Origin of the sequence: Actinoallomurus liliacearum, assembly GCF_039542035.1 — a bacterium.
GTDB lineage: Bacteria > Actinomycetota > Actinomycetes > Streptosporangiales > Streptosporangiaceae > Actinoallomurus > Actinoallomurus liliacearum.
Genome location: NZ_BAABHJ010000040.1, coordinates 367,777 through 394,456, shown reverse-complemented (window position 1 = coordinate 394,456; position 26,680 = coordinate 367,777). Strand labels below are relative to the sequence as shown.

Annotated in this window: 26 protein-coding genes; 12 read left to right on the top strand and 14 right to left on the bottom strand. The window is 71.8% G+C overall.

The window, feature by feature from the left end:
- Nucleotides 1-102: 102 nt before the first annotated feature.
- Nucleotides 103-1,017 carry a sulfotransferase family protein gene (locus ABD978_RS40450; protein ID WP_345366433.1) on the top strand — a complete coding sequence of 305 codons (915 nt, stop codon included), beginning with the start codon at nucleotides 103-105 and terminating at the stop codon, nucleotides 1,015-1,017.
- Here ABD978_RS40450 and ABD978_RS40445 read toward each other — a convergent pair.
- On the bottom strand, nucleotides 1,004-1,894 hold the full coding sequence (locus ABD978_RS40445) for a glycoside hydrolase family protein (RefSeq protein WP_345366431.1): 891 nt from the start codon (nucleotides 1,892-1,894) through the stop codon (nucleotides 1,004-1,006). The two genes, ABD978_RS40450 and ABD978_RS40445, sit on opposite strands and share 14 nt — an antisense overlap.
- A gap of 229 nt (nucleotides 1,895-2,123) precedes the next feature.
- Between ABD978_RS40445 and ABD978_RS40440 the strand changes: the two genes are divergently transcribed.
- Nucleotides 2,124-2,867 (top strand): SDR family oxidoreductase, encoded by a 744-nt coding sequence (locus tag ABD978_RS40440; protein WP_345366429.1) that lies wholly within the window; start codon nucleotides 2,124-2,126, stop codon nucleotides 2,865-2,867.
- 187 nt (nucleotides 2,868-3,054) lie between these two features.
- On the opposite strand, the gene ABD978_RS40435 is transcribed toward ABD978_RS40440, so the two are convergent.
- Complete coding sequence (locus ABD978_RS40435) at nucleotides 3,055-3,930, bottom strand: aldo/keto reductase (protein ID WP_345366427.1); 876 nt, start codon at nucleotides 3,928-3,930, stop codon at nucleotides 3,055-3,057.
- A 93-nt stretch (nucleotides 3,931-4,023) separates the two neighbouring features.
- Between ABD978_RS40435 and ABD978_RS40430 the strand changes: the two genes are divergently transcribed.
- Nucleotides 4,024-4,692, top strand: coding sequence for a DNA-binding response regulator (locus tag ABD978_RS40430; RefSeq protein WP_345366425.1), 669 nt, complete (start codon nucleotides 4,024-4,026; stop codon nucleotides 4,690-4,692).
- A gap of 641 nt (nucleotides 4,693-5,333) precedes the next feature.
- Here ABD978_RS40430 and ABD978_RS40425 read toward each other — a convergent pair.
- Together ABD978_RS40425 and ABD978_RS40420 are read right to left on the bottom strand one after the other, a co-directional pair.
- Complete coding sequence (locus ABD978_RS40425) at nucleotides 5,334-6,146, bottom strand: inositol monophosphatase family protein (RefSeq protein WP_345366423.1); 813 nt, start codon at nucleotides 6,144-6,146, stop codon at nucleotides 5,334-5,336.
- Nucleotides 6,143-7,072, bottom strand: coding sequence for a DUF5919 domain-containing protein (locus tag ABD978_RS40420; protein ID WP_345366421.1), 930 nt, complete (start codon nucleotides 7,070-7,072; stop codon nucleotides 6,143-6,145). Before ABD978_RS40420 ends, ABD978_RS40425 begins: the two co-directional genes overlap by 4 nt.
- Before the next feature lie 69 nt (nucleotides 7,073-7,141).
- Here ABD978_RS40420 and ABD978_RS40415 point away from each other — a divergent pair, with 69 nt between their 5' ends.
- Nucleotides 7,142-7,537, top strand: coding sequence for a hypothetical protein (locus tag ABD978_RS40415; protein ID WP_345366419.1), 396 nt, complete (start codon nucleotides 7,142-7,144; stop codon nucleotides 7,535-7,537).
- Between the two features lie 33 nt (nucleotides 7,538-7,570).
- On the opposite strand, the gene ABD978_RS40410 is transcribed toward ABD978_RS40415, so the two are convergent.
- A complete protein-coding gene (locus ABD978_RS40410) occupies nucleotides 7,571-8,380 on the bottom strand; it encodes a TetR/AcrR family transcriptional regulator (protein ID WP_345366417.1) in 810 nt (269 codons plus the stop codon).
- 122 nt (nucleotides 8,381-8,502) lie between these two features.
- On the opposite strand from ABD978_RS40410, the gene ABD978_RS40405 reads away from it, so the two are divergent.
- The 3 genes from ABD978_RS40405 to ABD978_RS40395 all read left to right on the top strand — a co-directional run bounded on the left by ABD978_RS40405 (nucleotide 8,503) and on the right by ABD978_RS40395 (nucleotide 10,178).
- Nucleotides 8,503-8,949, top strand: a complete 447-nt coding sequence (locus tag ABD978_RS40405) for a nuclear transport factor 2 family protein (protein ID WP_345366415.1) — start codon at nucleotides 8,503-8,505, stop codon at nucleotides 8,947-8,949.
- A gap of 70 nt (nucleotides 8,950-9,019) precedes the next feature.
- Nucleotides 9,020-9,415, top strand: coding sequence for a VOC family protein (locus ABD978_RS40400; RefSeq protein WP_345366413.1), 396 nt, complete (start codon nucleotides 9,020-9,022; stop codon nucleotides 9,413-9,415).
- A 118-nt stretch (nucleotides 9,416-9,533) separates the two neighbouring features.
- A complete protein-coding gene (locus ABD978_RS40395; RefSeq protein WP_345366411.1) occupies nucleotides 9,534-10,178 on the top strand; it encodes a class I SAM-dependent methyltransferase in 645 nt (214 codons plus the stop codon).
- 20 nt (nucleotides 10,179-10,198) lie between these two features.
- Here ABD978_RS40395 and ABD978_RS40390 read toward each other — a convergent pair whose 3' ends face one another.
- The 4 genes from ABD978_RS40390 to ABD978_RS40375 all read right to left on the bottom strand — a co-directional run bounded on the left by ABD978_RS40390 (nucleotide 10,199) and on the right by ABD978_RS40375 (nucleotide 14,158).
- The gene (locus tag ABD978_RS40390; RefSeq protein WP_345366409.1) at nucleotides 10,199-11,611 is read right to left on the bottom strand and encodes a DUF4153 domain-containing protein; all 1,413 of its coding nucleotides are present in this window, start codon (nucleotides 11,609-11,611) and stop codon (nucleotides 10,199-10,201) included.
- A gap of 128 nt (nucleotides 11,612-11,739) precedes the next feature.
- Nucleotides 11,740-12,771, bottom strand: a complete 1,032-nt coding sequence (locus tag ABD978_RS40385; RefSeq protein ID WP_345367420.1) for a HAMP domain-containing sensor histidine kinase — start codon at nucleotides 12,769-12,771, stop codon at nucleotides 11,740-11,742.
- Between the two features lie 5 nt (nucleotides 12,772-12,776).
- Entirely contained in the window at nucleotides 12,777-13,460 is a 684-nt protein-coding gene (locus tag ABD978_RS40380; RefSeq protein WP_345366407.1) for a response regulator transcription factor, read from the bottom strand.
- Nucleotides 13,461-13,561: 101 nt separating this feature from the next.
- Nucleotides 13,562-14,158: an HD domain-containing protein gene (locus tag ABD978_RS40375; protein WP_345366405.1), complete on the bottom strand. Its 597-nt coding sequence runs from the start codon at nucleotides 14,156-14,158 to the stop codon at nucleotides 13,562-13,564.
- 200 nt (nucleotides 14,159-14,358) lie between these two features.
- On the opposite strand from ABD978_RS40375, the gene ABD978_RS40370 reads away from it, so the two are divergent.
- The 3 genes from ABD978_RS40370 (at nucleotide 14,359) to ABD978_RS40360 (ending at nucleotide 16,775) form a co-directional block, all read left to right on the top strand.
- Nucleotides 14,359-14,763 carry a hypothetical protein gene (locus tag ABD978_RS40370; protein ID WP_345366403.1) on the top strand — a complete coding sequence of 135 codons (405 nt, stop codon included), beginning with the start codon at nucleotides 14,359-14,361 and terminating at the stop codon, nucleotides 14,761-14,763.
- Nucleotides 14,764-14,853: 90 nt separating this feature from the next.
- Nucleotides 14,854-16,017 carry an MGDG synthase family glycosyltransferase gene (locus ABD978_RS40365; RefSeq protein WP_345366401.1) on the top strand — a complete coding sequence of 388 codons (1,164 nt, stop codon included), beginning with the start codon at nucleotides 14,854-14,856 and terminating at the stop codon, nucleotides 16,015-16,017.
- A complete protein-coding gene (locus ABD978_RS40360) occupies nucleotides 16,014-16,775 on the top strand; it encodes a polysaccharide deacetylase family protein (RefSeq protein WP_345366399.1) in 762 nt (253 codons plus the stop codon). Before ABD978_RS40365 ends, ABD978_RS40360 begins: the two co-directional genes overlap by 4 nt.
- On the opposite strand, the gene ABD978_RS40355 is transcribed toward ABD978_RS40360, so the two are convergent.
- The 5 genes from ABD978_RS40355 to ABD978_RS40335 are packed head-to-tail and all read right to left on the bottom strand — an operon-like array spanning nucleotide 16,742 to nucleotide 23,978.
- A complete protein-coding gene (locus ABD978_RS40355) occupies nucleotides 16,742-19,720 on the bottom strand; it encodes a hypothetical protein (protein ID WP_345366397.1) in 2,979 nt (992 codons plus the stop codon). The genes ABD978_RS40360 and ABD978_RS40355 overlap by 34 nt on opposite strands.
- On the bottom strand, nucleotides 19,717-20,835 hold the full coding sequence (locus ABD978_RS40350) for an ATP-binding protein (protein ID WP_345366395.1): 1,119 nt from the start codon (nucleotides 20,833-20,835) through the stop codon (nucleotides 19,717-19,719). Before ABD978_RS40350 ends, ABD978_RS40355 begins: the two co-directional genes overlap by 4 nt.
- 10 nt (nucleotides 20,836-20,845) lie before the next feature.
- Nucleotides 20,846-22,120, bottom strand: coding sequence for a vWA domain-containing protein (locus tag ABD978_RS40345; protein WP_345366393.1), 1,275 nt, complete (start codon nucleotides 22,118-22,120; stop codon nucleotides 20,846-20,848).
- The gene (locus ABD978_RS40340; protein WP_345366391.1) at nucleotides 22,117-23,499 is read right to left on the bottom strand and encodes a hypothetical protein; all 1,383 of its coding nucleotides are present in this window, start codon (nucleotides 23,497-23,499) and stop codon (nucleotides 22,117-22,119) included. Before ABD978_RS40340 ends, ABD978_RS40345 begins: the two co-directional genes overlap by 4 nt.
- The gene (locus ABD978_RS40335) at nucleotides 23,499-23,978 is read right to left on the bottom strand and encodes a hypothetical protein (protein WP_345366389.1); all 480 of its coding nucleotides are present in this window, start codon (nucleotides 23,976-23,978) and stop codon (nucleotides 23,499-23,501) included. The genes ABD978_RS40340 and ABD978_RS40335 overlap by 1 nt, the downstream gene beginning before the upstream one ends.
- A 444-nt stretch (nucleotides 23,979-24,422) precedes the next feature.
- Here ABD978_RS40335 and dacB point away from each other — a divergent pair, with 444 nt between their 5' ends.
- Together dacB and ABD978_RS40325 are read left to right on the top strand one after the other, a co-directional pair.
- Nucleotides 24,423-25,952 (top strand): D-alanyl-D-alanine carboxypeptidase/D-alanyl-D-alanine endopeptidase, encoded by a 1,530-nt coding sequence (dacB, locus tag ABD978_RS40330; protein ID WP_345366386.1) that lies wholly within the window; start codon nucleotides 24,423-24,425, stop codon nucleotides 25,950-25,952.
- A 200-nt stretch (nucleotides 25,953-26,152) separates the two neighbouring features.
- Entirely contained in the window at nucleotides 26,153-26,647 is a 495-nt protein-coding gene (locus ABD978_RS40325; protein ID WP_345366384.1) for a cell division protein SepF, read from the top strand.
- Nucleotides 26,648-26,680: the final 33 nt, after the last annotated feature.

Sequence of the window (26,680 nt, the reverse complement as noted above, 5' to 3'; positions counted from 1 at the left end):
TCCATCCCGAATCACGAGGGTCCGAACAGCGGATATTTCCCTGGTTTTTAGGTAGGTATGGAATGATTGCCGCACCGCTGGACACCCGGCCGGGGAGGATGAATGGCCCTTCCGGACTTTCTGCTGATCGGTGCCCCGAAGTCGGGCACCACGGCCCTGCACGCCGCACTCGCCCGCCACCCCGACCTGTTCATGTCTCCGGTCAAAGAGCCGAAGTTCTTCCTCACCGACGGGCCGCCGCCCACCCGCGGCGGTCCCGGTGACGCCCAGACCTACCGGGAGCACATCTGGCGGCGAGCGGACTATGAGGCGCTGTTCGCGGCCGCCCCGGAGGGGACGCCGCGCGGGGAGAGCACGCCGTTCTACCTCCACGACCGGGACGCCCAGCTCCGCATCCGCGCGCTGATCCCCGACGTGAAGCTGATCGCCGTCCTCCGGGACCCGGTGGAGCGGGCGCACTCCAACTGGACACACCTGTGGTCGGCGGGCCTCGAGCCGATCGGGAACGTCGTCGACGCGTGCGCCGCCGAACCCGAACGGATCGCGGCGGGCTGGGCGGCGTTCTGGCGGTACGTCGACCTGAGCCGCTACGGCGAGCAGCTCCAGCACCTCTACAAGCTGTTCCCGCGCGACCAGGTGCTGGTGCTGAGGTACCGGCGGATCCACGAGGAGCCCGCCGCGACCCTCGACCGGATCTGCGCGTTCCTCGGCGTACGCACCGGTGTGATCGACTCGATCCCCCGCGAGAACGTCACCAACCACGTGACCGACTCCCGGGTCACCCGTGCCCTGCGGCAGGCGCTGCGCGCAGGCTCCCGGATCGGCCGGGACCTGCCCCTGCCGGTACGCCGGCTGGCCCGCGGTCCGCTGCTCGCCGCGCTGCACCGCGAGCGGCGTCCTCGGCAGCCGCTGACCTGGGAGGACCGGCAACGACTGATCCCCTACTTCACCGAGGACATCCGGCTGCTGGAGGAGATCACCGGCGAGGACTACGGCGACTGGCTCAAGCCGCGATGAGCTCCGTACGCAGCTCATGGGCGCCGTCCGCGCGGGTCGCCTCGTAGTAGAGCCGCCATCGGCCGCGTCCGAGGGGAAGAGCCGTCAGGTAGCGCAGGCCGCCGCCGGCGTACGGCGAGACGGCGGCCGGGCCGGCGCCCTGCTGCTCGAACATGCCGAACCCGTCGCCGGTGGCGATGCCGGTGCGCTCCTCGTAGTTCTCCGCGGCGCTGGCCCGGCCGTCGTAGCAGGCGACGGTCCGGCCGCCGTCCGTCACCACCGACGAGATCCGTACGCCGCGCGCGTCCCACCGCCCGGGGCGCCCCGTCAGCACCGTGCCGTGCCACGTCCAGTCCAGGCCGTCGGCGCTGGTCGCGTAGTCGGTCACCATCCGGTCGGCCTCATCCGGGTCGGCGAGCGGATGGCAGGACGCCCACAGGTGCCACTTGTCGCCCTGACGAAGGATCACCGGGTCCTTCACCCCGATCGCGTCGCTGCCGGGGAGCACCACCTCGGCCGTCGACGGGTCGAAGGAGCGCGGGTCGGCCGCCTCGATCACCTCGACGCGCCAGTGCTTGGTCCCCGGCGTGGCGCAGCTGAGGTACAGCCGCCAGGTGCCCTCAGGGGTCACGACCAGCGCGGGGCGCTCGAGCGACTCCGCCGACATCCGGTCGCTGTCGATGACGGCCAGCGTCTCCGGCCGCTCGCCGCCGACCGCGTGGGCGACCACGACGGCGTATCCCCGGCCCCGCCCGATCGGACGGCGCAGGCGGTACGCCAGATAGATCTCGCCGTCCACCAAGCAGGCGCTGGGCGCGCCCGCCCAGTGCCCGGGAGTGTCCCCGGGCGGCGGAACGACGACGCGGGACCGCTCGTACGACGGCAGCGGAAACGGCATGGACCCTCCTCTGGCGGCGCCGGGCACGGGGCCGCGCCGGGCGCGAACACGGCGATGATCCGCACGGCGCCCCTCGGCGGCGCACGGGGACCCACCCGACGGCCGGTCCCGCCATGCCCGTACCAGAGTATCCAAGTAGGGAAACCCTCTTTGGCGAACGCGTGGCGCGGCCAAGGATCGCGGGAGGATGAGCCGGGAGCATCGCCTGTTTGCCGAATAGGGGGATGGCGTGCGAATTGATGGGTGTGTCGCCCTGGTCACCGGCGCCAATCGGGGCCTTGGCGCGGTATTCGCCCGTACGCTGCTGGAGCATGGAGCCCGGCGTGTCTACGCGGGCGCCCGTAACCCGGACCTGGTCTCCGACTCCGGCATGGTGCCGATCCGGCTGGATGTCACCGAACCCGAGCAGGTCGCGGACGCGGTGCAGCGGTGCGCGGATGTGACGCTGCTGATCAACAATGCCGGGGTGCTCACCGACAGCCCCCTGGTGGACGTCCCCACGATGAAGGCCGCCCGTACCGAGATGGAGGTCAACTACTTCGGCACGCTGTCGATGTGCCGGGCCTTCGCGCCGGTCCTGGCCCGCAATGGGGGTGGCGCGATGGTCAATGTCCTGTCGGTCGCGAGTTTCTTCGCCAATCCGGCGATGGGCTCTTACGCGGCGTCCAAGGCGGCTGCGTGGGCGCTGACGAACGGGGTCCGCGTCGAGCTCCGCCGACAGGGAACCCAGGTGGTCGCCGTCCACTCCGGGTACATCGACACGGACATGGCCGCCCACGTGGCAGGCCCGAAGACCAGCCCTGAGACCGTGGTCACCGCGACGCTGGACGCGCTCGAAGCCGGAGCCGAAGAGGTGCTCGCCGATGAGCGGACCCGTCAGATCAAGGCGGCCGTTCCCACCGACCTGGACACGATCTACCCCGGTATCCAACTGGCGGGGGACCGCAGAACACCGAGCAGCCTGCAACCCTGATGGCTGCGGCTGCGGTCCGGTTTTCGGTCCGCCCGGCAAGGCGGACCGAATGCTCGGTAATCGCACCCCAGGAAGAGGTCAAAGGCTACATATCGGTACCCCGGACACGTCCTTCCCCGAGATTCCGGCACGCCCCCGCGCCACCACCCCGAGGAGAAGAACGGACAATCTCCGCAGATTGCGCACGTCAGGTGGTCAGGTCGGTGAGGTCGTCCTCGGTGAGGTGGACGCCGGCGGCGGCGATGTTGTCCTCCAGGTGGTCCAGGGAGCCGGTGCCCGGGATGGCGAGCATGACCGGGGAGGACGCCAGTAGCCAGGCCAGGGCGACCTGCTCGGGCGTGGCCTGGTGGCGCGCTCCGACCTTCGCCAGGCGGTCCCGGTCGAGCGGCCGGTTGCCGCCGCCGAGCGGGAAGAACGGCACGAACGCGATGCCGAGTTCCGCGCACTGGGCGAGCAGCCCGGAGTCGTCGCCGTACTGGACGTGGAAGTGGTTCTGCACCGCGGCGACCGGGGCGATCGTGCGAGCCTCGGCGAGTTGGTCCGCGTCGACGTTGCTGACGCCGAGGTGGCGGATCAGCCCCTCTTCACGCAGCCCCGCCAGGACCGCGAACCGCTCGGCGATCGACTCGCCGCCGGGAACGGCCAAGCCGCCGACGCGCAGGTACACCAGGTCCAGGCGATCGAGCCCGAGACGCCGGAGATCCTCCTCGACCAGCCCGCGCAGTTGGTCGGGCGTCGCCTGCCCGCTCGGGATGCCGTCCGGCCCCCGCAGCGGCCCGACCTTCGTGGCGATCACCAGGTCCGAGGCGTACGGGGACAGGGCCTCGCGGATCAGTTCGTGGGCGTGAACGTCGTCGCGTCCGTAGAAGCCGGCCGTGTCGATGTGGTTCACGCCGAGTTCGACGGCACGGCGCAGCACCGCGATCCCGTTCTCCGGGGTACGCGTGGGCCCGTCGAAGGTGCCGACGGGGAGCCGCATCGCGCCGAAGCCGAGCCGGTTGACCCGCAGGTCGCGACCGAGGAGGAAGTCGCCGCCGTCGGCGGCCGTCACGTTCGTCGTCATGACGTCGACTCTGGCCCGGAGCCGCCGTGGGAGCGAGCGACTGGCAGCAAGCTGCCATTGCTCCCGTGCCGCCGACTGGACAGACTTGGTGGGGTGAGCGGCGATCAGCAGGTCATCACCATCCGCGGCGAGCAGGAGTTCGCCGCGCGTGCCGGGCACCTGTTCGCGGGAGCGAGTTCGGAGTTCGTCTGCGCGGCCACGGACCTGAACACCTGGTCGCGTCGCGACACGCGAGAGGCCATCGCCGACGGGATGCAGCGCCGGACGGACGGCCCGGTGGTCCGCAAGCTCTACACCCCCGCCGCGCTGACGGACGAGGAGCAGCGGAACCACCTGTTGACGCTCGCGTCGATCGGCGCGCGGGTCCGCATCTGCGGCACCGGGCTGCTGCCGCACGAGACGATCATCATCGACCGGCGGGTCATGATCCTCGCGGGCGCCGCGGTGGCCGGCGATCGCGAGTTCACCGTCACCACGTCACCGGCCCTGATCAGCGGGGTGCACGCGCTGATCGAGGCCACGTGGGAGGGTGCCACGGAGCTGGCCGCGTACCTCCGCCGCGACCCGCCGCAGGTCGACGCGGAGGGCCGGAGAGTGCTGCGGGCGCTCGGGGAAGGACTCACCGACGAGGCCGCCGCCCGGCGGCTGGGGCTCTCCCTGCGGACCTACCGGCGGCGGGTCGCCGAGCTGATGCGGCTGCTGGAGTCGGAGTCGCGGTTCCAGGCCGGCGTGCACGCCGGGGAGCTCGGCCTGATCTCCTGACGGCCCACGGCGGCCCGCCGTGTCAGCGATGGACGCGCCTGCACTTCTCGGGTGACTTGCGGAGCCCGGGCGGGCAGTCGCCCGGAGCCGCGGACGGGCCTGCGCCGGACGATGTCGGGCCAGCCCCAATGCGCGTCGGGGACGGTCGGGCGCTGTTCGGGGGACTGCTCTGCGCCGACGCTCTCCGAAGGCCCGGAGACGGCGTGTGCTCGCGCAGTGACGACCTGACCAGCGGCGTTCCGTGCGACGCGGGCGGGGAGGGCGGGAGTCCGCCGGCGGCTTCCTCGTCCCCGCGTCCAGAGGAGATGGTCATTCCCATGACGATCGCCGCGACCACGGCGACGAGGATCCCACCGCCCAGCAGGGCCTGCTTACCGCGCTCGTGGCTTCTCGGCACCCACCGTAGCCAAGCGGTGGCGATCTGAGTTATGCCCGATTTGTCACGATGTCGACCACTCACGGCGAGCAGGGTAGCGATCTTTCGATCCGTTCGTGACGACCGCGTCGGACAGCCGTTCCCCAAAAGACCTTCCTCCGACGAGGATGAATCCGCAGCGTGCTTCCCAGGCCACCGGGCGTGGTCCCATAACCGGCAGGCCGCCGATCGGGCGGTGAGTCCGTCGGACCGCCGGCCGTGCCGGTCAGGCGAGTGCCAGGCCGTCCACGGTGCGCCCGACCAGCGCGCTGATCTGCTCGGCGACGCCCGGGGCCGCCGCGATGGTGGCCGCCGAGTCGGCCGTGTGCTCGCTGCCGTCCTGGTCGACCACGACGGCACCGGACTCACGGGCGATGGCGACTCCGGCCGCGGTGTCCCATGGCTTGTTGGACATGCTCAGGCTGATGTCCAGCCTGCCTTCGGCGACCCAGGCCAGGTCGATGGCCGAGGAGCCCAGCATGCGCACCCGCTGGACCTCGGCGGCCAGCGCGGCGGTCAGCGCGAGGCGCAGCCGGTTCTTCTCCTCCGCGTCCGTCCCGACGGCGTAGTCGCCGATGGCGACGATCGCGTCCCGCAGCCGGCCGGTCGTGCTCGCCCTGATGCGCCGCTCGCCGAGATGGGCGCCGGCGTGCTCGGCGGCCGAGTAGCGGGCGTCGAGGAACGGCAGGTCGATCACTCCGAGGACCGCGCGCCCGCTGCGCAGGAGCCCCAGGGAGACGCCGCACAACGGGACACCGTGGACGAAATTGGCCGTGCCGTCGATCGGGTCGAGCGCCCACAGCAGATCCCCGCCGCCGTCGCCGGTGACCCCTTCCTCCTCGCCGAGGATCGGCACGCCGGGCGTACGGTCGCGCAGGTACGCCCTTACGGCGCGCTCGACGGCGTAGTCCAGGTCGGTGGCCATGTCCCGGTCGCCCTTGGCGGTGAGCAGGCCGGGCGCCCGGGAGCGGATCAGATCGGCGGCGATCGTGGCGGCGTCCAGAGCGACGGGGAGCAGCGCTCCGACGGACGTCGTCATACTGGGCGGCTCCGTTCCGACAATTCGCTGTAGATCTGCTCAAAAGTGTTATACAGCCCCGCCGTATCGGGGTCACGGTGGAGCAGGAAGGTCGGCGAGTCGACGCCGCGGGCCTGCGGCAGGTACGGCTGCATCACACAGGTCGTACCGTCGATCAGGACGATGCCGAACCGGATCGTCTCGTCATAGACCGCGAGCGAGAGCCGGTCCCGCGCCTCGGCCGGCAGCCGGTCGCGGACGCGGGACAGCACCTCGATGTTGAGCTTCGTCAGCGTGGTCAGGAAGTGGTCGGTGTAGCCCTCCTCCCGCTCGCGCGCCTGGATGGCGTCGCCGTCCGGATCGAGGAACAGGCACTCCAGCCGGGCGCCGTTCTCCAGCAGGAGCCGCAGTCGCTGATCGGGGTACTGCTGGCACAGGAGGTTGAGCGAGAGCCCGGCCGCCCTGATCTCCTTGGCGTCGTCGAACATCGCCTGCGGCGGCATGGCGTACGTGAACTCCGCCCGGGTGGTGAAGACGGCGGCCACGTCGGCCAGCGGCAGGCCGGGCCCGCTCCGCGCGTCGACCTCCACCAGGCGGTGGGCGGGGGCGGCCTCGCGCCGCGTCACTGGGGGCGTCCGGGCCGCCTGGCCCTCCGTCGCCGGCGGCGCCGGCTCGGCGGACAGGAGGTCGTCCGGGCACGGCGCGAACAACTGATCGGCCGTCCAGCCGGGGAACATCCTCTGCAGGACCCGGCAGTGGTCGGTGTGCGGCAGGCGCTTGAGACCACCGGAGATCCAGCGGTGCAGTTGGGCGCGGCTCGGAGCGGTGCCGATGAGTTCTCGATCGACTTTCTTCGCCGCGTTCTCATAAGCGGCACGGAACATGCCATATCGCATTAATTGCCGCTGCTGGACGAGGACGTTGAGCAGGATCGGTCGCCGCACCATGATTCCGCCCCTCCGCCACGGTCAGTGCACGTCCAGGCTATCCATCCTTTATCCGTATGACGAGACAGAATGGAGACAGAGGCAAGACATTGGCGTCAAAAAAGCACCTTTGATGGCATCGAGACGAAACAGCGAGACGAAGGATGCTATGGCCAGAGGGTGAGGGACCTGTTCCGGGGGCGTTGGAGGGCAGCGGCGGTGTGCGCCGATCACAGCGAGAAAATGCGGCTTCTGGTGGCGTTGTGCCGTGAACTGGCCAGGCTCGGGCTGCCGTCGGTGATGAGTGACGCCCGACCGGCACTGTCGGTCAGTGGCGGTCCGGCCGATCCCAAAGTGTGGATCTCCGTGAGCCCCTGCGGCGAATTCTACGAATGGTTCCCGGACCCTGGAGATCGATTTCCGGCGACCAGTCCGGAATGCGCCGCCGAACGCATCGCGGGACGCCTCCGGACGCATCCCGGCTGAACCCGCAGTCGGTCCACCGGGCGTGCGGGGTGGTCAGCCGGTTCGCGGCGGCCGGTCGGTGTTCCGGGCGCGGCGGCGGTGTGCCTTCTGCCTGCAGGCCGACCCGCAGAACCGCGGCGGCCGTCCGGTGCGTGCGGCCGCGATGGATCCGCCGCACTCCGCGCACCGGGGCGCCGTCGCGCCGGGCCGTGACCCGTCGGGCACCTGCGGCCGTGTTTCGTTACGAGCCGCGGCCGGGAGTTCCGTTACGGCCGGAAGCCCGGCGGGCCGCTCGGAGGCCATGGGCCGGAGCCCGTCGCAGACGATCGCGGTGGGCCGCCCCGTCGGCCCCGCCTGCTCCATTCGCACGCAGCCGTGCACGAGGCGCTGGACGTCGTCCACGGTCACGTCGGCACGTACGGCGCCGGCCCCCTGGGCCCGCTCGAGCAGCCCCGCGAGCGCGGCACGGAACCGCTCTCTGAGCTCGGGCCCGACCGTCATCGCCCGTCCCGACTCCGCCGTGAGCGCGTCGCAGAGCGCCTTGTTGACCGCCACCTGGCGGACGACCATGGCGAACGCCGCGAAGAACGCCGCTCCGGGATCGTCGTCGGAGGCCAGGGCGCAGGTGTCGTCGACGAGCCGGGCGATCCGGTCGATCACCACCGCCTCGAACAACGCCTCCTTGCTCGCGAAGTGCCGGTAGACCGTCCCGGGTCCGACTCCGGCCCGCCGGGCTATCTCGCTCAGGGGCACCGCGAGCCCGTCGGCCGCGAAGACCTCCTCGGCGACCGACAGCACACGAGCGCGGTTGCGCCGGGCGTCCGCCCGCCGCTCGCCGGCCGTACGGTCGGCGTCTCCGGGCATGCCTCACCTCTTCCGACCGATGCGGTCCGCGTGCGTTGACAACCGGAGTGGTCGTTCCGTAACGTCCATCCAACCGGAGCAAACACTCCGATTCTACCGGTCCCCGACTTCTGGAGTCTGCTATGCCGACATCGACCACCGCCACGCCCCGAGAGGTCGTCGAGCGCTTCCTCCGGGCCTCCGCCGACAACGCCTGGGACGACCTCGCCGACCTGTACGCGCCGGATTCCGTCATCGAGCTGCCGTTCGCGCCGCCGGGAGTCCCGAAGCGCTTCGAAGGCCGCGAGGGCCACCGGGCCCGGTTCAAGGCGGTCGCCCCGGCGCGCCGCTTCACCAAGGCCGACGCGGTGGTGCTCCGGCAGACCGAGGACCCGGAGGTGATAGTCGCCGAGTACGACCTGCACGGCACCATGACCCGCTCGGGCCGGTCGTTCGCCTTCTCGTACATCATGGTGATCCGGGTCAGGGACGGACTGATCGTCCACTCGCGCGACTACGGCGACAACCTCGCGGGCGCCGAGTTCCGTGACGAGATCGCCGAAGCCCTCGGCCGAGGTCTCTCCGAGTAACACCGCGCACCGAGCACCGGGCTCCCATTCGTCCAAGCTCGGACCGTGGCCGTACGGGCATGGTCGGAGCATGACGAAGCAGCCGATGCCCGGAATGCGTCCCCAGCCGATGATCTGCGTGGTGGACGTCGAGCGTGCCGGCCGGTGGTACCGGCAGGTGCTCGGCGCCACCAGCGGTCACGGCGGCCCCGAGTACGAGCGACTGCTGGTGGACGGCCACCTGATCATGCAGCTCCACCGGCTCGAGGTCGGGCACCACCACGGCGCCCTCGCGGACCCCGATCGACCGGTCGGCAACGGCGTCGCGCTCTGGTTCGCGACGGCCGCCTTCGACGCCGCCGTGGAGCGCGTCCGGGCCGTGGGCGCGCACGTCGTCACGGACGTGCACGTCAACCCGAACGCCGGTCACCGCGAGATCTGGCTGCGCGACCTCGACGGCTACCTCGTCGTCATCGCGGAATCCTGAACACCGCTCCGTACAGCTCACCTACGTCGGCCCCGGCCGTACGACGCTCGTCTACTCAACAAGGCCGCCGAAGCCGTGCTCCGCCCCGGTCGATGACCCTGGGCTAGGGTCGTCGACCGTGATCGAATCCTCCCTGGACACCATCCGGACGGCGTACGACGACGTCGCCGTCCTGTACGCCGAGATGTTCCGCAACGCCCACGACGAGGCCCCGCTGGACCGCGCGATGATCGGCGCCTTCGCCGAGTTCGTACGGGCCGGCGGCGGGCCGGTCGCGGACATCGGCTGTGGCCCCGGGCAGGTGACCGCACACCTGCGGTCCCTCGGCGTCCCCGCCTTCGGGATCGATCTGTCGCCGACGATGATCGAGCTGGCGCGTCAGGAGTACCCGGACCTGCGGTTCGAACAGGGCTCGATGACCGCCCTGGACCTGGCGGACGGCTCGGTGGACGGGGTGCTCGCCTGGTACTCCTTCATCCACCTGCCGCCCGCGGAGCTTCCCACGGTGTTCGCGGAGCTCGGCCGCGTGCTGGCCCCGGGCGGTCACCTGCTGCTCGGCTTCTTCACCACCGACGACGACTCGCCGAACCCGGCCGAGCCCTTCGACCACAAGGTGACCACCGCCTACCGGCTGTCCATCGACCACCTCGCGGGCCTGGCACGCGAGGCCGGACTGGTGGAGCTGGCCCGGATGCGCCGAGAGCCGGGCGAGGCCGAGAGGTTCCTGCACGGCCGTCTCCTCGTCCGCAGGCCGGCGGAGTGACGGCGAAGTGACGCCGATGCTCAGCAGTCGGGCGACCGGAAGGCCGGGCGCCTGCTGAGGAGGTCCCGCGCGCGGTCCCTGGACAGGTTGAATCGAGTCCACGAGTCCCCCTCGGGGAGCGATTCCGCGAGATGGTGCAGGACGCACGAGCGTTGCGGCTCGGGGAGACGATCGAGGGCGGGAACCGCGTCGGCGGACAGGCCCGCCAGGTAGGACAGGTCGACCCTGCCGGTGTCCCGGAAGCGATCGACGTTGTGGGCGGCGATGAACCCGTCGGGGTTGAGCAGACCAAGAGCCAGCAGGCCGACGGCGCCGCTCGCGGCCACCGCGCGCGGCAGCCAGGTCGCCCTGAGGCGGATGCCGGCGATCGCGACCAGCAGGACGACCAGCCCCATCCACAGCGCGAAGGCGTGCACCCACAGCCGCAGCCTCGTCCAGCCGTACGCCTCCTCGTAGAGGAAGAGCCGACGCAGCGCGACGGCCACGACCACGAGCGTCAGTGCGCACAGCAGGCCGAGGAGCGTACGGACGGTGGCCCGGTCCGCCCGGCTCTTCACCGGGGCGTACCGGACCGCGACGGCCACGACGAGGAGGACCAGTCCGGTCACGACCAGTAGTTGCCAGAAGCCCTGGCGCGCGTATTCGGCGTAGGTCAGTCCCGTCGACCGCAGCAGCCGGTCCCGGTCGGTGGCCAGCAGGACGTCGGCCTGGACCGCGACGAAGCCGAGGAACAGCAGGTCGAGCGCGACGATGGGGATGGCCCACGGCGTACGGCCGACGTCAGAGGCGGCCGGAGGCCGCCGGAAGCGCGGCCGGGCCGTGGCTAGGAACGCTCCGGTCAGGACGGCGACGGTGCTCCCGCCGAAGACGAGGATCCGCGCGATGAGGGACCACGCCCCGACATCGGGGATCAGCCCGGTGACGGCCCGGCCGAAGGCGGCGTCCGCCGTGGCGAACAGCCCGCCGAAGACCACGAGAAGCGCGCCGGCGAGCAGCAGCGAGCCGACCACCGGCCCTGTCGGCCGGCGCCCGGAACGGGCGAGCGTGATCGCCCCACGCCCCGCCCAGGGCACCGCGCGGGAGACGGCCGGGATGACCGCGAGTCCCCCGCCGGCCAGCTCGATCCAGCTACGGCCCCCGGTCAGGGCGTACGAGCCGAGCGGCATCGCGAGGGCGATCGCCAGGGCGACGATCCAGCCGGCGTCGACGAGCAGGGGCAGTGCCGACAGCGCCAGTGCCAGCACCGCGAACACCAACGACGTACGGTTCCGGCGGGCGACCGGGAACAGGGTGACGATCACGGCGGTCGCGACGAGCGGCAGATTCAGCCCCGGGCGCCCGGGAAGCAGCGCGGCGGCGAGCGCTCCTGTCACCACGGCGCGGACCAACAGCCCGTACGACGCCGGCCTCGACGGCTCGGGCCACTCGATCACCAGCGGATCCCGGCGCGGCAGACCTCCCGGGACGAGCGGATCCGTCGCGGGCAAAGCCGGTTCGGCCGCTGTCGACGGTGCCTTACCGGGGTCGGGTGAGTCCGGTCGGAAATGCCACGGAGGCTCGGTCATGACGATCCTTCGGGAGGCTGTGGAAGCAGGACGCGGATGAGGCAGCCGCCGGGAGAATCGGCGACGGCGATCTCACCGCCGTGCAGGTCGACCACCCAGCGGGCGATGGCGAGACCCAGGCCGGTGCCGCCGCCGGAGGTCCCGGCCGGTGATGCTGAGCTGCGGGAGAAGCGTTCGAAGACCCGCGTGCGTTCGGCGACCGGGATGCCCGGGCCCTCGTCCCGTACCTCCAGGCAGAGGGCTTGGGCGCGCGTCGTCGCGGTGATCGTCACGGCGCCGCCGGGTGGGCTGTGCCGGGCCGCGTTGTCGAGCAGGTTGGCGACGACCTGATGCAGCCGGTCGCGGTCGGCGCGGACGACCAGTCCCGGTTCGGTCCGCACCGTGAACACCGGCCCCGGGTGGCCGCCTCGGGCCTCGGTGACGGCGCTCTCCAGGAAGGGACCGATCTCGAAGTCCAGCAGGTCCAGGGAGACCGCGCCCGCCTCGACACGTGACAGGTCGAGCAGCTGGGTGACCAGGCGCCCCAGGCGTTCGGTCTGGGCCAGGGCGCCTTCGAGTACTTCCGGCTCGGCCGGGGTGACCCCGTCCGCGACGTTCTCGAGGATCGCCCGCAGCGCGGCGATGGGCGTGCGCAACTCGTGCGACACGTTGGCGACGAACTCCCGGCGCTGGCGGTCGACCTCGGCCAGATCGTCGGCCATCCGGTTGAAGGCCCTGCCCAACTCGCCGACCTCGTCGCGGGACGTCACCCGGACCCGGCGGCGGTAGTCGCCGCGCGCCATCGCCCGGGCGACGGCCGTCATCTCGCGTAGCGGCGCCGTCATGCCGTGCGCCAGGATCTGCGTGATCACGATGGAGATCAGCAGCGCGGTCGGCAGGGTGATCCGGCCGCGGAGGCCCAGGCCGTACCCCCAGACCATCATCAGCCCGCCGACACAGGCGTTACAGACGGCCAGCACGCCGAGCTTGATCTTGATCGACCGCATCGGGTCGAGGGGACGCGGCAGCGCCGTCCACAGCCTGTGCATGACGCTCACGACCCGGCCTCCAACGCGTAACCGACGCTGTGGACGGTCCTGATGAGGTTCGCGCCGAGCTTGCGGCGCAGCGCCTTGATGTGGCTGTCCACCACCCGCGTTCCCGTGCCGTCGGCCCAGTCCCACACCTGCTCCAGCAGGACCGCCCTGGTCAGCACGGCACCCGGCGTACGGGCGAGGCAGTCGAGCAGGTCGTACTCGGTGGGCGTCAGGTGCACGAGCGCGCCGTCGACGGCGACCCTGCGGGCCGCACGGTCGATCTCCAGCGGGCCGAGCCGCAGCACGTCACGGGCCGGGGCGGCGGCCAGCGCCGCCGCGTGCTCGACCCGGCGCAGCAGGGCCCGGACGCGTGCGGTCAGCTCACGCATGCTGAACGGCTTGGTCAGGTAGTCGTCGGCCCCCACCGCCAGCCCGACGATCAGGTCCGTCTCGTCGTCGCGTGCCGTCAGCATCAGTACGGGTACCGGCCGTTCCGCCTGAATACGGCGGCAGACCTCCAGCCCGTCGAAGCCGGGCAACATGAGGTCGAGCACGACCAGATCAGGCCGGTACTCCCCGAAGGCGACCACGGCGGCGGGCCCGTCGGCGACCGTCCGCGCCTCGAAGCCCTCGGCCGCCAGCCGGTCGGCGACCGCCTGCGCGATGGTGGGCTCATCCTCGACGACAAGGATCCGTTGCATGGCGGCGAGCCTAGGTAACGCGTGCGGAGATCTTTCGGACGATCTGTGTGGGATCTGTGAAGATCCGGCCGGGAAGCGGCCCCCGCCGACGAACGGGCCGCCTACGCCGCCGGATGCCCGTACTCGGCGGCGAGCGGCCCGAGGTCGGGGACGCCGAAGGTCTCGCACATCGACGTGAACCGCGCGACCTTGTCCGCGCCGAACCTCCGGATGCGGGCGGCGTAGGAGGCGGAGGTGACGAAGGTCGGCGGGTCCGTCTTGCTGTGGAATTTGTCGGCGTACATGACGAACTCCTCCTCGCGCGACTCCGCCACATAGTCGGCGACCGGCAGGGGGAGTCCCTGCCTCCGCACGTCGTCGCGGGTGATGCCCATCCCGGTGTGGCACGAGCAGAACCGGCAGAGGGCCTCGGGCAGCCCTTCGTCTCTCAGCAGTTCGTGGCCGAGTAGGCCGTGCCGGATGTAACCCGCCTCGTCGATCCGGCCCTCGGCGTCGTACAGGCGGTAGACGCCGATGTCGTGCAGGAGGGCGCCGGCGCGTACGAGGTCCGCGTCGACGCCCGGGGCACCGTCGGCGAGGAGCTGTTCGGCGATCCCGCACACGATCTCGCAGTGCGTGTACACGAGCTCGAAGGCCGCCTCCGTCGGGGCGTGCCGCTCGTGCAACGCGCGGATCTCTTCGTCCGTCGGGGTGATCACGCCGAGAGTCTAACGACGCGCGTCTCCGGCCCATGGCGGTCCCGTCCGCCCAGGTCAGCGGCTTACCTGGAGCAGGCGGGAGGTCCGAAGGTGAACCTGGTGCCACCTCGAATCTGATGACCGCGCTACTGCTCTGGAGTGCCTCCGCCCGCGACGCTGGTGCCGTGCCCGACAAGCCGGGCACGGAAGGAGCACCCCCCATGGCCACCAGCGCGACGTCCGCCGAGGGCCGGCTGACCGGCACCCCATGGGCGGTCCGGCTCGGTCGGAGCTCGACGGGCCGGCCCGCGCTGGAGGTGTACGACGCGGAGACGCTCGTCGACGTCGTCGTCGAGACGCCGGTGGCGCCGGAGACCCTGCGGGGCGCCCGGCGCGGCGCCTCCCCGGGCGGCCCGTGCGCCATCGCCTGGGGCCGGCTCCCCGGCGGCGGGGCCCTCCCCGAGGTGCTGTTCGCGGGCTGGACGCGCCGGTACCCGGCCGACGTGTTCATGGTCGGCGGGTTCTGCTGGCTGGCCGTCGCGCACGGCCGGTTCACGACCGTCCGGGTCAGCCATCGCGGTGACTCGTGCGGACGCCTCCGCATCCGGGGCGGCCTCCGCTCCTGACCGCCCCCGCCCGGCGACCCTGACCCTTCCTCCCCTGAGATCCGGCCGACAAGGCCGGGGTACCACCACGACATAGGCAGGCATCGAGCAGTGAACACCTCCCTCATCCGGCCCGGCGGCAGCCGCCACGTCACGATCGTGTCGGCGAGCGTCGGCGCCGGCCACGACGGCGCGGCGAACGAGCTGGCCCGGCGGCTCCGCGCGGCCGGGTTCTCGGTCGACTGTCATGACTTCCTGGACCTGCTCCCCGCCTCGCTCGGACGGCTGCTGCGGCAGTCGTACGCCGTGCAGTTGCGGGCCGCGCCGGAGAGCTGGGAACGGCTGTTCACCGCCCTGGACCGGCGGCGGAACCTCGCGGCGGCGGTGCGGGCCCTGAGCGGGCTCGCCGCGCGGCGCATCGCCCGTACGGCCGCTCCGGAGTCCGCGGCCATCGTCTCGACCTACCCGCTCGCGAGCCAGGCGCTGGGCCGGCTGCGGCAGCGCGGCGTACTGCGGGCCCCGGTCGTCACGTACCTCACCGACCTGTCCGTGCACCCACTCTGGGTGGCCGAGGGAGTGGACGTGCATCTCGCGTTGCACCCGGCGACGGCGGCCGAGGCGCACCGGCTCGGCGCCGCCGACGTACGGGTGTGCGCGCCGGCCGTACGCCCCGGGTTCCGGCCGCCGTCGTCGGTCCTCGAGCGGCAGCTGGCGCGGCTGCGCTTCAGCCTGCCGGACGACGAGCGGCTGGCCCTGATCACCGCGGGATCCTGGGGCAGCGGCGACGTCGCGGCCACCGTGTCCGACGTCGCCGCGACCGGGCTGGTGACCCCCGTCGTGGTGTGCGGCCGCAACACGGCGCTGCGCGAGAAGCTCGCCCGATCCGGCGCGGCCATCACCCTGGGCTGGGTGGACGACATGCCCGCACTGATGCGCGCCTGCGACGTCGCGGTGCAGAACGCCGGCGGCCTCAGCTCCCTCGAGGCACTGGCGACCGGGCTGCCCGTGCTCAGCTACCGCTGTCTCCCCGGCCACGGCAGGGCGAACGCCGCCGTTCTGGAAGAGGCCGGCTGGGCGCCGTGGGCGCGCCACGCGGACCTGCTCCCGGAGGCGTTGTTCACGGCGCTGACCGGGCCCCGGACGGTGGACCGCGCGGTCGCGGCGGACCCGGCGGCGATCGTCGCCGCCCTCGCGGCCGAGCGGAACGCGACGGTGACCGCGGGCCGGGAGCCGGCGGGCGCGCCGGAGCTCGCCGTGGTGGAGGCGTCCCGATGAGCGCCGCCCGGCTCCGGGCCGGCGGGCGAGGCTCGCGGGCCACCGCCGCCGCGGCGGGAGTTCTGGCCGCCGCGCACGCGGCACCGGCGATCACTTCGATCGGCCCGCTGCGCCGCCGTCTGTTCCCCGGTCTGGCCGGGGTCGGGGATCCCGGTCATGTGGCGCTCACGTTCGACGACGGACCGGACCCGCGCTCGACGCCGGCGTTCCTGGCCGCGCTGCGCGAGTACGAGGTGACGGCGACCTTCTTCCTTCTCGGCCGGATGCTGACCGAGGCGCCGGACGTGGGAAGGGAGCTCGTCGACGCCGGGCACGAGATCGCGGTGCACGGCTGGGCGCACCGCTGCATGCTGCTGCGCGGCCCCGCCGCGACGTACGACGACCTGGCGCGGGCGATGGAGACGATCGTCGACGTCACGGGCACGGTGCCGCGCTGGTACCGGCCGCCGTACGGGGTGCTGAGCTCGTCGGCGTTGCGGGCGGCGCGCCGGCTCGGCCTCACGCCGGTCCTCTGGACGAACTGGGGCCGCGACTGGACGCGTACGGCCACCCCCGCGTCCGTCCTCGCGACCGTCACGCGCGACCTCGAAGGGGGAGCGACCGTGCTCCTCCACGACTCCGACTGCACGTCGGCTCCTGAGTCGTGGAGGAACACGCTCGGCGCGCTGCCCGCGCTCCTGGACGAGGTACGGGAGCGGGGCCTGTCGGTGGGCCCGCTACGCGATCACGCTCTCCCGAGCAGGGCCGTCACGGCGTGAGCCGTGTCGCCGTGGGCGGCCAGTAGGTCGGTGACCTGCTCGTACTCGGCCCCGCCGCCGGCGGCCGGCCGCCATCCGGCGTCGTGGCCGAGCAGCCCGGCCACCGCGTCGCACGCCGCCGGGTGGGCCGCCAGGAGGTCCGCGACCGCCGGGGCCGACGCCGGAACCGGAGCCGCCGCCGACGTCGCCGACCGGCGCGCCGACCACGGCGGGACCCAGGCGTCGACGGCGGGCAGGGCGGCCGGGAACACCCGGCCCGCCTCCCGTACGAGGACCGGCACCAGCTCGGCCGCCTGGTCCCGCAGCGTGGTGATCAGCTTGGGGAGCCAGGGGAGAAGGACGGGATCGGGCAGCCGGGCGAACGCCTTGGACATCACCTCCACCACGACGGGGGCCAGGGACGGGACCGGCTCGAGCGCCTGGACGAACCCGCTGAGGTAGAGCGGGATCGACGGGACGACGAGCGGGTTGGCCAGCAACTCGTCGTACCGCGCGCGCAGCTCGGCCACCGGCAGCAGTCCGAGCTGCGACCGGGCCGCCCACAGCAGTGCGACCTTGGCCGGCGTCTCCGGGTGCGACTGCCGCACGGCGAGCTCGAGCTGCGAGTGGTCACAGCCGAGCGACAGCGCGAGACTCTCCATGCCGAACAGGAAGCCCAGCATGGCCGCCACCTGCCGGACGCCGGTGTCCTCGTCCACGAACGCGGTCGGCAGCAGGGTGCAGTAGTGCGCGTACCCGGCGGTGACGAAGCGTCCGCACCACTCCGGCAGGGTGGACTCGGTGGTGCGGTAGTGCGCGAGCAGCCTGCGGATCCGGCGCAGCACGTCGGGTGCGTCGTCCACGGTCCGCTCGGCGGCGAGGAGCTCGACGGCGCGGTTCCCGAGGTCGTCGGCGACCCGCCCGCCGCCGAGGTAGAGGATGGCGTCCTCCACGGCCTCCAGCGCCACCGCGGCGGTCGCCTTCGGATCCGCCACCATCCGGCGCAACCGCTGTTCGAGGACCTGCTCGATCGTGACGCCCTCGTACCCGAGCTCGACGATCGACCGCTGATGACGGCCGATCGCCAGGTCCCAGCTCTCCTGGATGGGGCGCTCGCCCAGCCGCCGCGAGCCCATGATGGGGCGGGCGGCCTCCGTCGGCAGCAGGCGGCGCAGCACCCACAGCAGGTCGGAGCAGGGCCGCAGCTCCGGGTTCGCGTCGAGGTCGAGCAGCGCGCGCTGGATCGTGCGCTTGGTGAGGTCGAGCCCCAGCGGCTCCAGCCGGTCGAGCACGTCCCGCGCCAGCGGCGGAAGCGACTCGTAGCCGACCTGGCCGACGCGGTCGCCGCCGAGCAGGATCTCGCACAGCCGGCGCACGTCGCGGCGGCCCGGCACGGTGTCCTTCTCGATGCAGGTGACCGCGGCGTCCTGGAAGTCGTACGGGGTGGGGCGCCCCCGGCCGCGCAGGCCCGCCAGCAGGATCGACGTCTCGTACACGGCGATCGCGTCGGCCGTGCTCGCGAGGTAGCCGTTGCGGCGGGCCAGCCGGACGATGTCGACGCACCAGCCCAGCAGCTCGTCCTCGTCGACGCCGCTCGGCGCGGGTGGCCGGGACAGGAACCCGGACAGCCGGTCCGCAACCTCCCCGCCCGGATCGGCCGCCCGCCGGGCCCGTACGGCCTTCGGCTTGTCCCCCTTCTGGCCCTTGAGCCGGTACGGCGTGACGCCGCTGCCCTTCACCGCCTTCGCCCAGGTGGCAGCGGCGATCGACACCGACCCGGGCGCCAGGCCGAACTGCGCCTCGATGGCGGAGTGGCTCGAGGGGATCAGGCCGTACTGCCAGCGGGTCGCCGTACGCGGGGTGATCTCGAACGGCGCGTCGGCGCGCACGCCGAACTGCTCGACGCGGCTGGCCGCGTGGAACGCGCCGCAGACGTACAGGCACCGCTCGGGGTCCGCCCCGGAGGCGGCGAGGTGCTCGCGCATGCGGGTCCACATGTAGCGCTCGCGGTCCTCGTCCCGATCGTTCCGGGCGTCGCGGTCCGGGCGCAGCCGCCGGAAGAGGCTGCCGATCATCACCATGACCTGGCGGTACGTGGCGTAGTCGGCGCCGACGAGGGGTTGTTCGACGTACTGGTCCCACCACTCGGACCAGTGCCGGACCTTGCCGTGGTGCAGCAGGTGCGCCTCGAGCTCGGCGAAGCGGGGACGCAGGTCACCGATCTCGATGCCGACCGCGTCACCGTGCAGGGCCGCGTCCTCGCCGCCGTCCGCCGCAGGTGCTGGTCCGGGCGCGGGCTCGGGCGGTGTACGGGGCTCCCACTGGAAGACGTGGTCCGTGGAGCGGTCGACCAGCACCAGCTCGACGCCGGGCGTGTCGAGCGCGTACGCGATGGCCTGGTACTCGGCCGACGCCTCGGTGACGGGCGCCACCACGCTGAGCGGCGCCCACGCCGCCGGGAAGTCGTCCAGCTCGGTGGCGAACGCCTGCAGCGCGACGGGCAGCCGGCAGTTGCGCAGCTCGTCGAGCAGCGGTCGCAGGTCCTCGCAGAGTTCGAGGTAGACGACGGCCGGCCGCTTCTCGCGCAGCCGCCGCGCCATGGCCAGCGCCGAGGCGGGCGAGTGGTGGCAGACCGGGAAGATCTCCAGCTCCTCCCGCAGCGCCCGGTCGACGTCGTCGACCATGCCGGCCAGGATGCCGGGCACCGGATCCGCGCCGCCGGCGCCTTCCCCGGCGAACGCGGCGGCCGCGTCCAGGAGCTGCGAACGAAGCGCCCCGAACGGACCCGCCGGCGTCACCCCGGTCGCGGCGCCGGGCCGCCGGGCCTCGGCCCGGGCGGCAGGCGGCGCCGATTCGGCCCGGGCGTCGGCCTCCCGCGGCCCGGCGCCGGGCGCCGTCGATCCGAGTCCGGCGCCGGGCGGCGTCGATGCGACCTCGGTGTCGGAGGATGGCGTCGATCCGCTCATGCCAGCGTGCCCAGGGCCTGCCGGCCGCCCTCCAGGAACGCCTGCCAGGACCCGCCGTCGTCCTCCTTGCTGCGCGGCTCGATCACGCCATGCCAGAACTTGTTCAGGATCGCCAGGTCCTCCGGGCTGCGCCGGGCGAGCGAACCCACCAGCGAACCCGCGAGCGTCTCCGCCCGGAGCGTACGGTCGCCGAAGAACTGGCTGTGCAGGATGGCGTCCTCCAGCACGCCGATCTGCTCGGCCGTGGACAGCGCCGACTCCAGCTTCTCGTCGTCGCTGGTGGCCGAGGCCGCCGCGGCGCGCAGGTCGGCGAAGCTCTGCAGCAGGATGTCCAGCAGCGTGGGCGGCACCTCCAGGTCGATCCGGTGCCGGCGCATCAGCTCGGCGGTACGGAACCGGACGATCTCCGCCTCGCTGCGCTTGCTCGTCACCACCGGGATGCGGACGAAGTTGAACCGCCGCTTGAGCGCGGACGACAGGTCGTTCACGCCCCGGTCACGGCTGTTGGCGGTGGCGATGATCGAGAAACCGGGCTTGGCGAAGACGATGTTGTCGTCGTCGAGCTCGGGGATGGAGACGTACTTCTCCGACAGGATCGAGATCAGGGCGTCCTGCACGTCGCTCGTCGACCGGGTCAGCTCCTCGAACCGCCCGATCATCCCCTGCTCCATCGCCGTCATGATCGGCGAAGGGATCATCGACTGGCGGGACTGCCCCTTGGCGATCACCATGGAGACGTTCCACGAGTACTTGATGTGGTCCTCGGTGGTGCCCGCCGTCCCCTGCACGACCATCGTCGAGTTACGGCAGATGGCCGCCGACAGCAGCTCGGCGAGCCAGCTCTTGCCGGTGCCGGGGTCGCCGATCAGCAGCAGACCGCGGTCGGAGGCGAGCGTCACGATGCTCCGCTCGACGAAGCTCCGGTCGCCGAACCACTTCTGCGGGATCTCCCGGTCCAGCCCGTCGGACCGCTCGGAGCCCAGGATGAACAGCCGGACCATCCGCGGGCTGAGCCGCCACGAGAACGGCTTGGGCCCGTCGTCGACGGACTCCAGCCAGTCGAGCTCCTCGGCGTACTTGACCTCGGCCGGGGCGCGCAGCATCTCGTCGGTCATCGTTCTCCTCTTAGTCCAGGAAGTTCTTCAGCTCGAAGACGAGCTTGCGGATGTGGCCTGAGATCACGGGCGTGCCGAGATCCTTGAAACGCTGTCGGAACCAGGGGTTCACGCTCTGGTGTCCCGAGCTGTTCACCGACCCGACCGGGATGAACTTCACCCCGGACCGGTACACCGCCTGAATCCCGTCGAACAGCGGCTGCGAGCGGTCGAACTCGTAGAAGTCGGAGATCCACACCATCACCGTGTTGCGCGGGTCGGTGATCTTCGGACGGGCCATGGCCATCGCGACCGGCCCGTCGTTGCCGCCGCCGAGCTTCGTCCGCAGCAGCACCTCGAACGGGTCGTGCACCCACGGCGTCAGGTCGAGGGCCCGGGTGTCGTACGCGATCAGGTGGACGTCGACCTTCGGCAGGCCGGCGAAGATCGACGCCAGGATCGTGCAGTTCACCATCGAGTCGACCATCGACCCGGACTGGTCGACCACCACGATCAGGCGGGCGGGCGTCGTGCGCTTGGCGGTCTGCCGGTAGAACAGCCGGTCGACGTACAGCCGTTCTTCCTCTGGGTCCCAGTTGGTGAGGTTCTTCCAGATCGTGCGGTCGAGGTCGAGGTTGCGGAACACCCGCTTCGGCGGCACCGACCGGTCGACCGCCCCGACGCTGGTCTGCTGGACCTGGGTGCGCAGCACCTCGGCGACCTCGTCGACGTAGCGGCGGATCAGCGCCTTGGCGTTGGCCAGCGCCACGCCCGACAGGTTCGACTTGTCGCGCAAGAGCTGCTCGATCAGCGACATGCTCGGCGTGAGCTGCCGGGCCAGCGCCGGATCGGCCAGCACCTCACGCAGCCGCATCCGGCTCACGAGGTCGCCCTCCAGCCCCGACAGCACCCCTGCCAGCTCGGCCGCGCCCTCCGCGCCGAGCGCCCGCTTCAGCCACCCGGCGTCCCGCTGCCAGTCGGCGAGCCGCGTGGCCGTCACGCTGCCGGACCCGGTCGACATCACGTTGAGCAGCAGCTTCGAGACGAGCGCGGCGCGGCGCACCCGCTGGTCGTCGTCGCCGGCGGTCAGCAGCCCGTCCAGCTCCGCCTGCAGATCGGGGAAGCGCTGGACCAGGTTGTCCACCGACACCGACGGATCGAGCAGCGCGGGCGGCAGCCCGATGTCCTCGACGATCGCCACGCTCGCCGCCTCCAGCGCGGGCTGCTCCTCGTGGTCGAACATCCGCGCCAGCAGCCGCCAGTAGAGCACCTGCCGCCGGTTCTCATCCGGCGTGTGGTCGCTCATCGCCGCAACAACCTCCCCGCCCGCTCGCGCAGCACGGCCACCGCGTCACCGGCCCTGGCCTCGGCCTTCACGACCTTCGGATCCGTGGGGCCGAGCGCCCAGTCGCCGCCGTGCGCCTCCACGGCCTTGCGCTTGACCGTCGCCCGCACGGCGAGCGGCTGCAGCGTCCACCGGCCGGCCTCCCACCGGACCAGGCCGATGCAGGCCGAGGAGGCCGCCACCAGTTCCGGGGTCAACGGCCCGCAGCTCGGCAACCGCTCCAGGTCGACCGTGAGGGTGTGCCCGTCCAGGGCCAGGGCGTCGCCGTCGACCGTGTACCCCTCGAGCAGAACGGGCTCGGCGATCCGCACCGGGTGGCGCTCCAGGGGAGGGACCGCCGGAGCGAGCGCGTCGGTGAGCCGGAGCCGGGCCGTCGCGAACGGATCCGCCGGTTCCCCCAGGGTCGCCTGGTCGTCCCGCCAGATCAGGTCCCCGCCCGCCGTGACGGGCAACTCCGCCAGGTCCACGCTCCGGTGCTCGGCCAGTGCCTTGAGCAGCACGGGATGTCCGTCCAGCAGCCGCCACAGCGTCGGTCCGACGATCGTGTCGACCTTGGCCGCCGTCACGCTCGCCCGTACGAGACGGGCGGCGGAACCGTCGGCGGCCTCGAGCACCCCATGGACCTGGACCTGCACGGCCGTACCGTGCTCAAGGACGTCGACGCCGAGCGGCAGCAGCCTCCCCGAGACCACGCCGACGCGCGCGGGGCCGCCCGTCCCCGGCTGAGAGAGCAGCAGGGCGCGGGCCCACAGATCGGCCCAGCGCCGGGCAGGCACGCGGTCCATCGTCGCCACCGGGCACGAGGCCCGCAGCTCCGCGGCCAGCCCGTCGAGCAGCACCGCCGCCCCGCGCAGGCGCGGCTCGGCCAGCAGTGCCGAGATGGCCTGGTCGGATGAGGAGACGAGGTCGTGGTCGACGCCCCGCCAGCCGGTGATCGCCAGCTCCTGCAGCCACGACCGGCTCGCACCGAGTGGGCCGTCCACCGGTGCGGCCGGGGTCTCCTCCCACGAGGCCCTGGCCCGGCCGAGCGCCGCGTCGAACCGGCCGAGCTGTGCGTCGTGCACCGCGCCGAGCAGTGCGGTACGGGCGCCGGCGAGTGTGGCCAGCTGCTCGTCCCCGACCGAACCCGCCGTGATCTTCTCGACCGCCTCGCCCACCGCGGGTCCGAGCGGTGTGTCGCGCAGCGCGCCCGCCATCGCGGCGAGCCGTCCCGTCTGTTCCTCGTCCAGCCGGCCCAGGCCGTACACCAGGGCGTCGTCGAATCCGGCCACCAGATCGAGGGTCTCCGCCACCCCCGGCACCGCGCCGTCGAGGAGCGCCGCGAGCTGCACCCCGAGCATCAGCCCACCTCCCTCGTGGCCGGGAACCACTGCAACTCGGCGATCGGCTCCGTCGTGTCCGGAAGCTCCAGATAGGCCAGGTGACGAAGGAAGCGGCTGAACACCCCCGCGGCCGGCGCGCGCTCCGGCCCCCCGTCCAGGCGACTGATCAGGTCCTCGCCCTCACCGACGTCCACCCTCAGGTAGCGGGCGACGCGGTCGAGGCCGTACTGCAGCACCGCCTCGCTGACGAGCGCCCGCAGGTGCTTGCACGGGGCGCCGTACAGCCCGCCGCAGGGCCGGTTGTTGTTCGTACCGCAGCTGTACGCGTGGGTGCCCGCCGCGATCGAGGACACATAGACCCGGGCGATGTCCGATCCGCTGGACACGACACCCTGCAGCCGCCCCTCCGCCAGCTCCACGAACGGGACCTTCGCCAGCTTCCGCGGCCGGGCGGGCGGGACCACCCGCACCACGCTCCGCCGCTCCCACTCGGTCATCGCCGGCGCCCTTCGACACGTGCCCGGCACGGCCGGTCAACGGCCGGTGACCCGTCCCAGAACGGGACCGATGAGTCCACTGACCGTCCCGTACGCGCGCCTGCGCGCCGGCCGGAGACAGGGATCGACATGGGGAGGCCTCTCTTCTCGGGGAACCCGCGAGAGAGCATGGCCGACCCCGCCGACATTTTCCGGCCCGCTGATGGGCGGGTCCGGAAGTGTCGGTGCCGACTGTCAGGATGCCCGCGAGCACCTCATGAACCGCGCCATGCAAGCGGCGAATTCTGCCAGGTCAGCGGGGATTTCCACCGGCTTCAACGCATGGTCGCCCCCGAATTCCGCGGGCGGATAACGGGCGAATATCGCAAGTCTCGCGTAGACGGCGTGTCGTGATCGTTACCATCGGTTGCCATGAGTCGATCTTTGAAAGGGACAATCGCCGTAATGGCGGGCGGTGCGGTCGTCGCGACGGCGGCCGTGGCCCTCGCGCAGACGGATACGAACACGGTGACGCCGACGGCGGCCACCAGCGGCGACCTCAAGGCCGACATCGACAACATCCTGACGGACAGTCGCCTCAAGGGCGCGAGCATCGGTGTCATCGTCCGTAACGCCAAGACCGGCGCGGTCCTCTACGACCGTGACTCCGACGCGCAGAAGATCCCGGGCTCGAACAACAAGATCGAGACGTCCACCGCGGCCTTCGGCATCCTCGGTGCCGGCTACCGCTTCCGTACGAACGTCTACACGCGCGGCGGGAACCTGTACCTGAAGGGCACGGGCGACCCGACCCTGCGCGCGGCCGACTACGACAAGCTCGCCGCCGCGGTCGCGGCCAAGGGCATCAAGAAGATCAAGGGCAACCTGGTCGCCGACGACACCTGGTTCGACCGGCAGTACACCCCGCCGGGATGGGACCCGTCGGACCTGCCCTACTCCTACGCGGCCGGGATCTCGGCGCTGAACGTCTCACCGGACGACGTGTTCGACGCCGGATCGATCGGCGTGACCATCACCCCGGGCCAGGAGGGGCAGCCCGTCAACGTCACGCTGAATCCTCCGACGAGCGTCGTGAAGATCGACAATCGGGCGACGACGGGGAAGGCGGGGACGGGCTCGACCGTGTCGGTCGACCGTACGAACGGCACCAACACGATCGTCATCACCGGGTCCTACCCGGCGAACGGCGGGAAGGAGGACCATCTCTCCACCGCGCCGAACCCGACGCAGTACGCGGCCGACGTCTTCCGCAGCGCGCTCAAGGCCCACGGAGTCACCGTCGTGGGGGCGACAAAGCGGGCCGCGACCCCCAAGACCGCCAAGATGGTCACCACCCGGCGGTCGATGCCGCTGTCCCAGCTGGCGACGCCCTTCCTCAAGCTCAGCAACAACCAGATCGCCGAGATTTTGACCAAGGCGATCGGCCACAAGGTCGCGGGCAAGGGCACCCGCGCGGCGGGAATCGCCGCGACGTCCCGATACCTGAAGACGCTCGGCGTCGACACCACCAAGGTGAAGCAGACCGACGGCTCGGGGCTCTCGCGTACGAACCAGACGACGCCCCGTCAGGTGAGCGTCATCCTCAAGGCCGTACAGGCGAAGCCCTGGTTCTCGACCTGGTACAACGCGCTGCCCATCGCCGGCCAGCCCGACCAGCTCGTCGGCGGCACCCTGGCCTCGCGGATGAAGGGAACACCCGCGGCCGGGAACGTCCACGCGAAGTCCGGCACGCTCACCGGCGTGACCGCGCTGAGCGGCTACGTGAAGGACGACACCGGGCAGCCGCTGATCTTCTCGATCATGTTCAACGGCTACCAGGGCGGTGCCCCGAAGGACATCGAGGACAAGATCGCGGTCCGACTCGCGGCAGGCACGTCCGCTTCCGCGCAGAACACCGTCCGCAAGGAGACGACGACGCGGAGCGGTGGAGACCTCGAATCCACCTGGACCAAGGGCAAGGCCACGAGCCGCTGACCGCGGCCACGAGCCGCCGAGCGGCCCTGCCGGAGCGGTGCCCCGTACGCGCGGACCTGCGCGTACGGGGCACTTTCCGTCCGCGCGGGTTCGGCGTCCCGAAATGGCACCGGCCGTTGCCGCCACGACCGCGCGCGTACGCCTGAGAGCCTTGATGTTCCTGGTCGCTGCGGAAGACTGGGGCCGTGATAGTCGAGACAGTGCGGCCTCGTGACTACAACGACGTCCGGTATGTGGGGCACTACTTCCGTAAGGGCGTTCTGGTCGTGATGGACCTCACGGCGATGACGGACGACGAGGCCAGACAACTCGTCGACTTCTCCGCCGGCCTCATCTACGGGCGCGGCGGCGACATGGAACGCCTCAGTCACAAGGTCTTCCTCCTGATTCCCTCGACACCAGCCGAGCCGGGCACCACGACGGGCATCGTGAAGAGGCTGCGGCCACGCGACTACAACGAGGTGCTCCATGTGGGGCACTACTTCCGCGAGGGTGTTCCGGTCGTCATGGACCTCACGGCGATGACGGACGACGAAGCCAGACAACTCGTCGACTTCTCCGCCGGCCTCATCTGCGCACGGGGCGGCGACATGGAACGCCTCAGCCCGAAGGTCTTCCTGCTGGTCCCCGCCGGGCCGGCCAAGCCGGACACCGCCGCACTCCAGCCTGAGGAGACCTCCTCAGAACCCGCCTGATCTACGAGGACACTGCCGTACGCGATCGCGGCG

Bases quoted from the DNA above. Each gene is read 5' to 3' on its own strand.
- ABD978_RS40450 (WP_345366433.1), top strand. From the start codon at position 103: ATGGCCCTTCCGGACTTTCTGCTGATCGGTGCCCCGAAGTCGGGCACC.
- ABD978_RS40445 (WP_345366431.1), bottom strand. From the start codon at position 1,894: ATGCCGTTTCCGCTGCCGTCGTACGAGCGGTCCCGCGTCGTCGTTCCG.
- ABD978_RS40435 (WP_345366427.1), bottom strand. From the start codon at position 3,930: ATGACGACGAACGTGACGGCCGCCGACGGCGGCGACTTCCTCCTCGGT.
- ABD978_RS40425 (WP_345366423.1), bottom strand. From the start codon at position 6,146: ATGACGACGTCCGTCGGAGCGCTGCTCCCCGTCGCTCTGGACGCCGCC.
- ABD978_RS40420 (WP_345366421.1), bottom strand. From the start codon at position 7,072: ATGGTGCGGCGACCGATCCTGCTCAACGTCCTCGTCCAGCAGCGGCAA.
- ABD978_RS40415 (WP_345366419.1), top strand. From the start codon at position 7,142: ATGGAGACAGAGGCAAGACATTGGCGTCAAAAAAGCACCTTTGATGGC.
- ABD978_RS40410 (WP_345366417.1), bottom strand. From the start codon at position 8,380: ATGCCCGGAGACGCCGACCGTACGGCCGGCGAGCGGCGGGCGGACGCC.
- ABD978_RS40405 (WP_345366415.1), top strand. From the start codon at position 8,503: ATGCCGACATCGACCACCGCCACGCCCCGAGAGGTCGTCGAGCGCTTC.
- ABD978_RS40400 (WP_345366413.1), top strand. From the start codon at position 9,020: ATGACGAAGCAGCCGATGCCCGGAATGCGTCCCCAGCCGATGATCTGC.
- ABD978_RS40385 (WP_345367420.1), bottom strand. From the start codon at position 12,771: ATGCACAGGCTGTGGACGGCGCTGCCGCGTCCCCTCGACCCGATGCGG.
- ABD978_RS40380 (WP_345366407.1), bottom strand. From the start codon at position 13,460: ATGCAACGGATCCTTGTCGTCGAGGATGAGCCCACCATCGCGCAGGCG.
- ABD978_RS40370 (WP_345366403.1), top strand. From the start codon at position 14,359: ATGGCCACCAGCGCGACGTCCGCCGAGGGCCGGCTGACCGGCACCCCA.
- ABD978_RS40360 (WP_345366399.1), top strand. From the start codon at position 16,014: ATGAGCGCCGCCCGGCTCCGGGCCGGCGGGCGAGGCTCGCGGGCCACC.
- ABD978_RS40355 (WP_345366397.1), bottom strand. From the start codon at position 19,720: ATGAGCGGATCGACGCCATCCTCCGACACCGAGGTCGCATCGACGCCG.
- ABD978_RS40350 (WP_345366395.1), bottom strand. From the start codon at position 20,835: ATGACCGACGAGATGCTGCGCGCCCCGGCCGAGGTCAAGTACGCCGAG.
- ABD978_RS40345 (WP_345366393.1), bottom strand. From the start codon at position 22,120: ATGAGCGACCACACGCCGGATGAGAACCGGCGGCAGGTGCTCTACTGG.
- ABD978_RS40340 (WP_345366391.1), bottom strand. From the start codon at position 23,499: ATGCTCGGGGTGCAGCTCGCGGCGCTCCTCGACGGCGCGGTGCCGGGG.
- ABD978_RS40335 (WP_345366389.1), bottom strand. From the start codon at position 23,978: ATGACCGAGTGGGAGCGGCGGAGCGTGGTGCGGGTGGTCCCGCCCGCC.
- dacB (WP_345366386.1), top strand. From the start codon at position 24,423: ATGGCGGGCGGTGCGGTCGTCGCGACGGCGGCCGTGGCCCTCGCGCAG.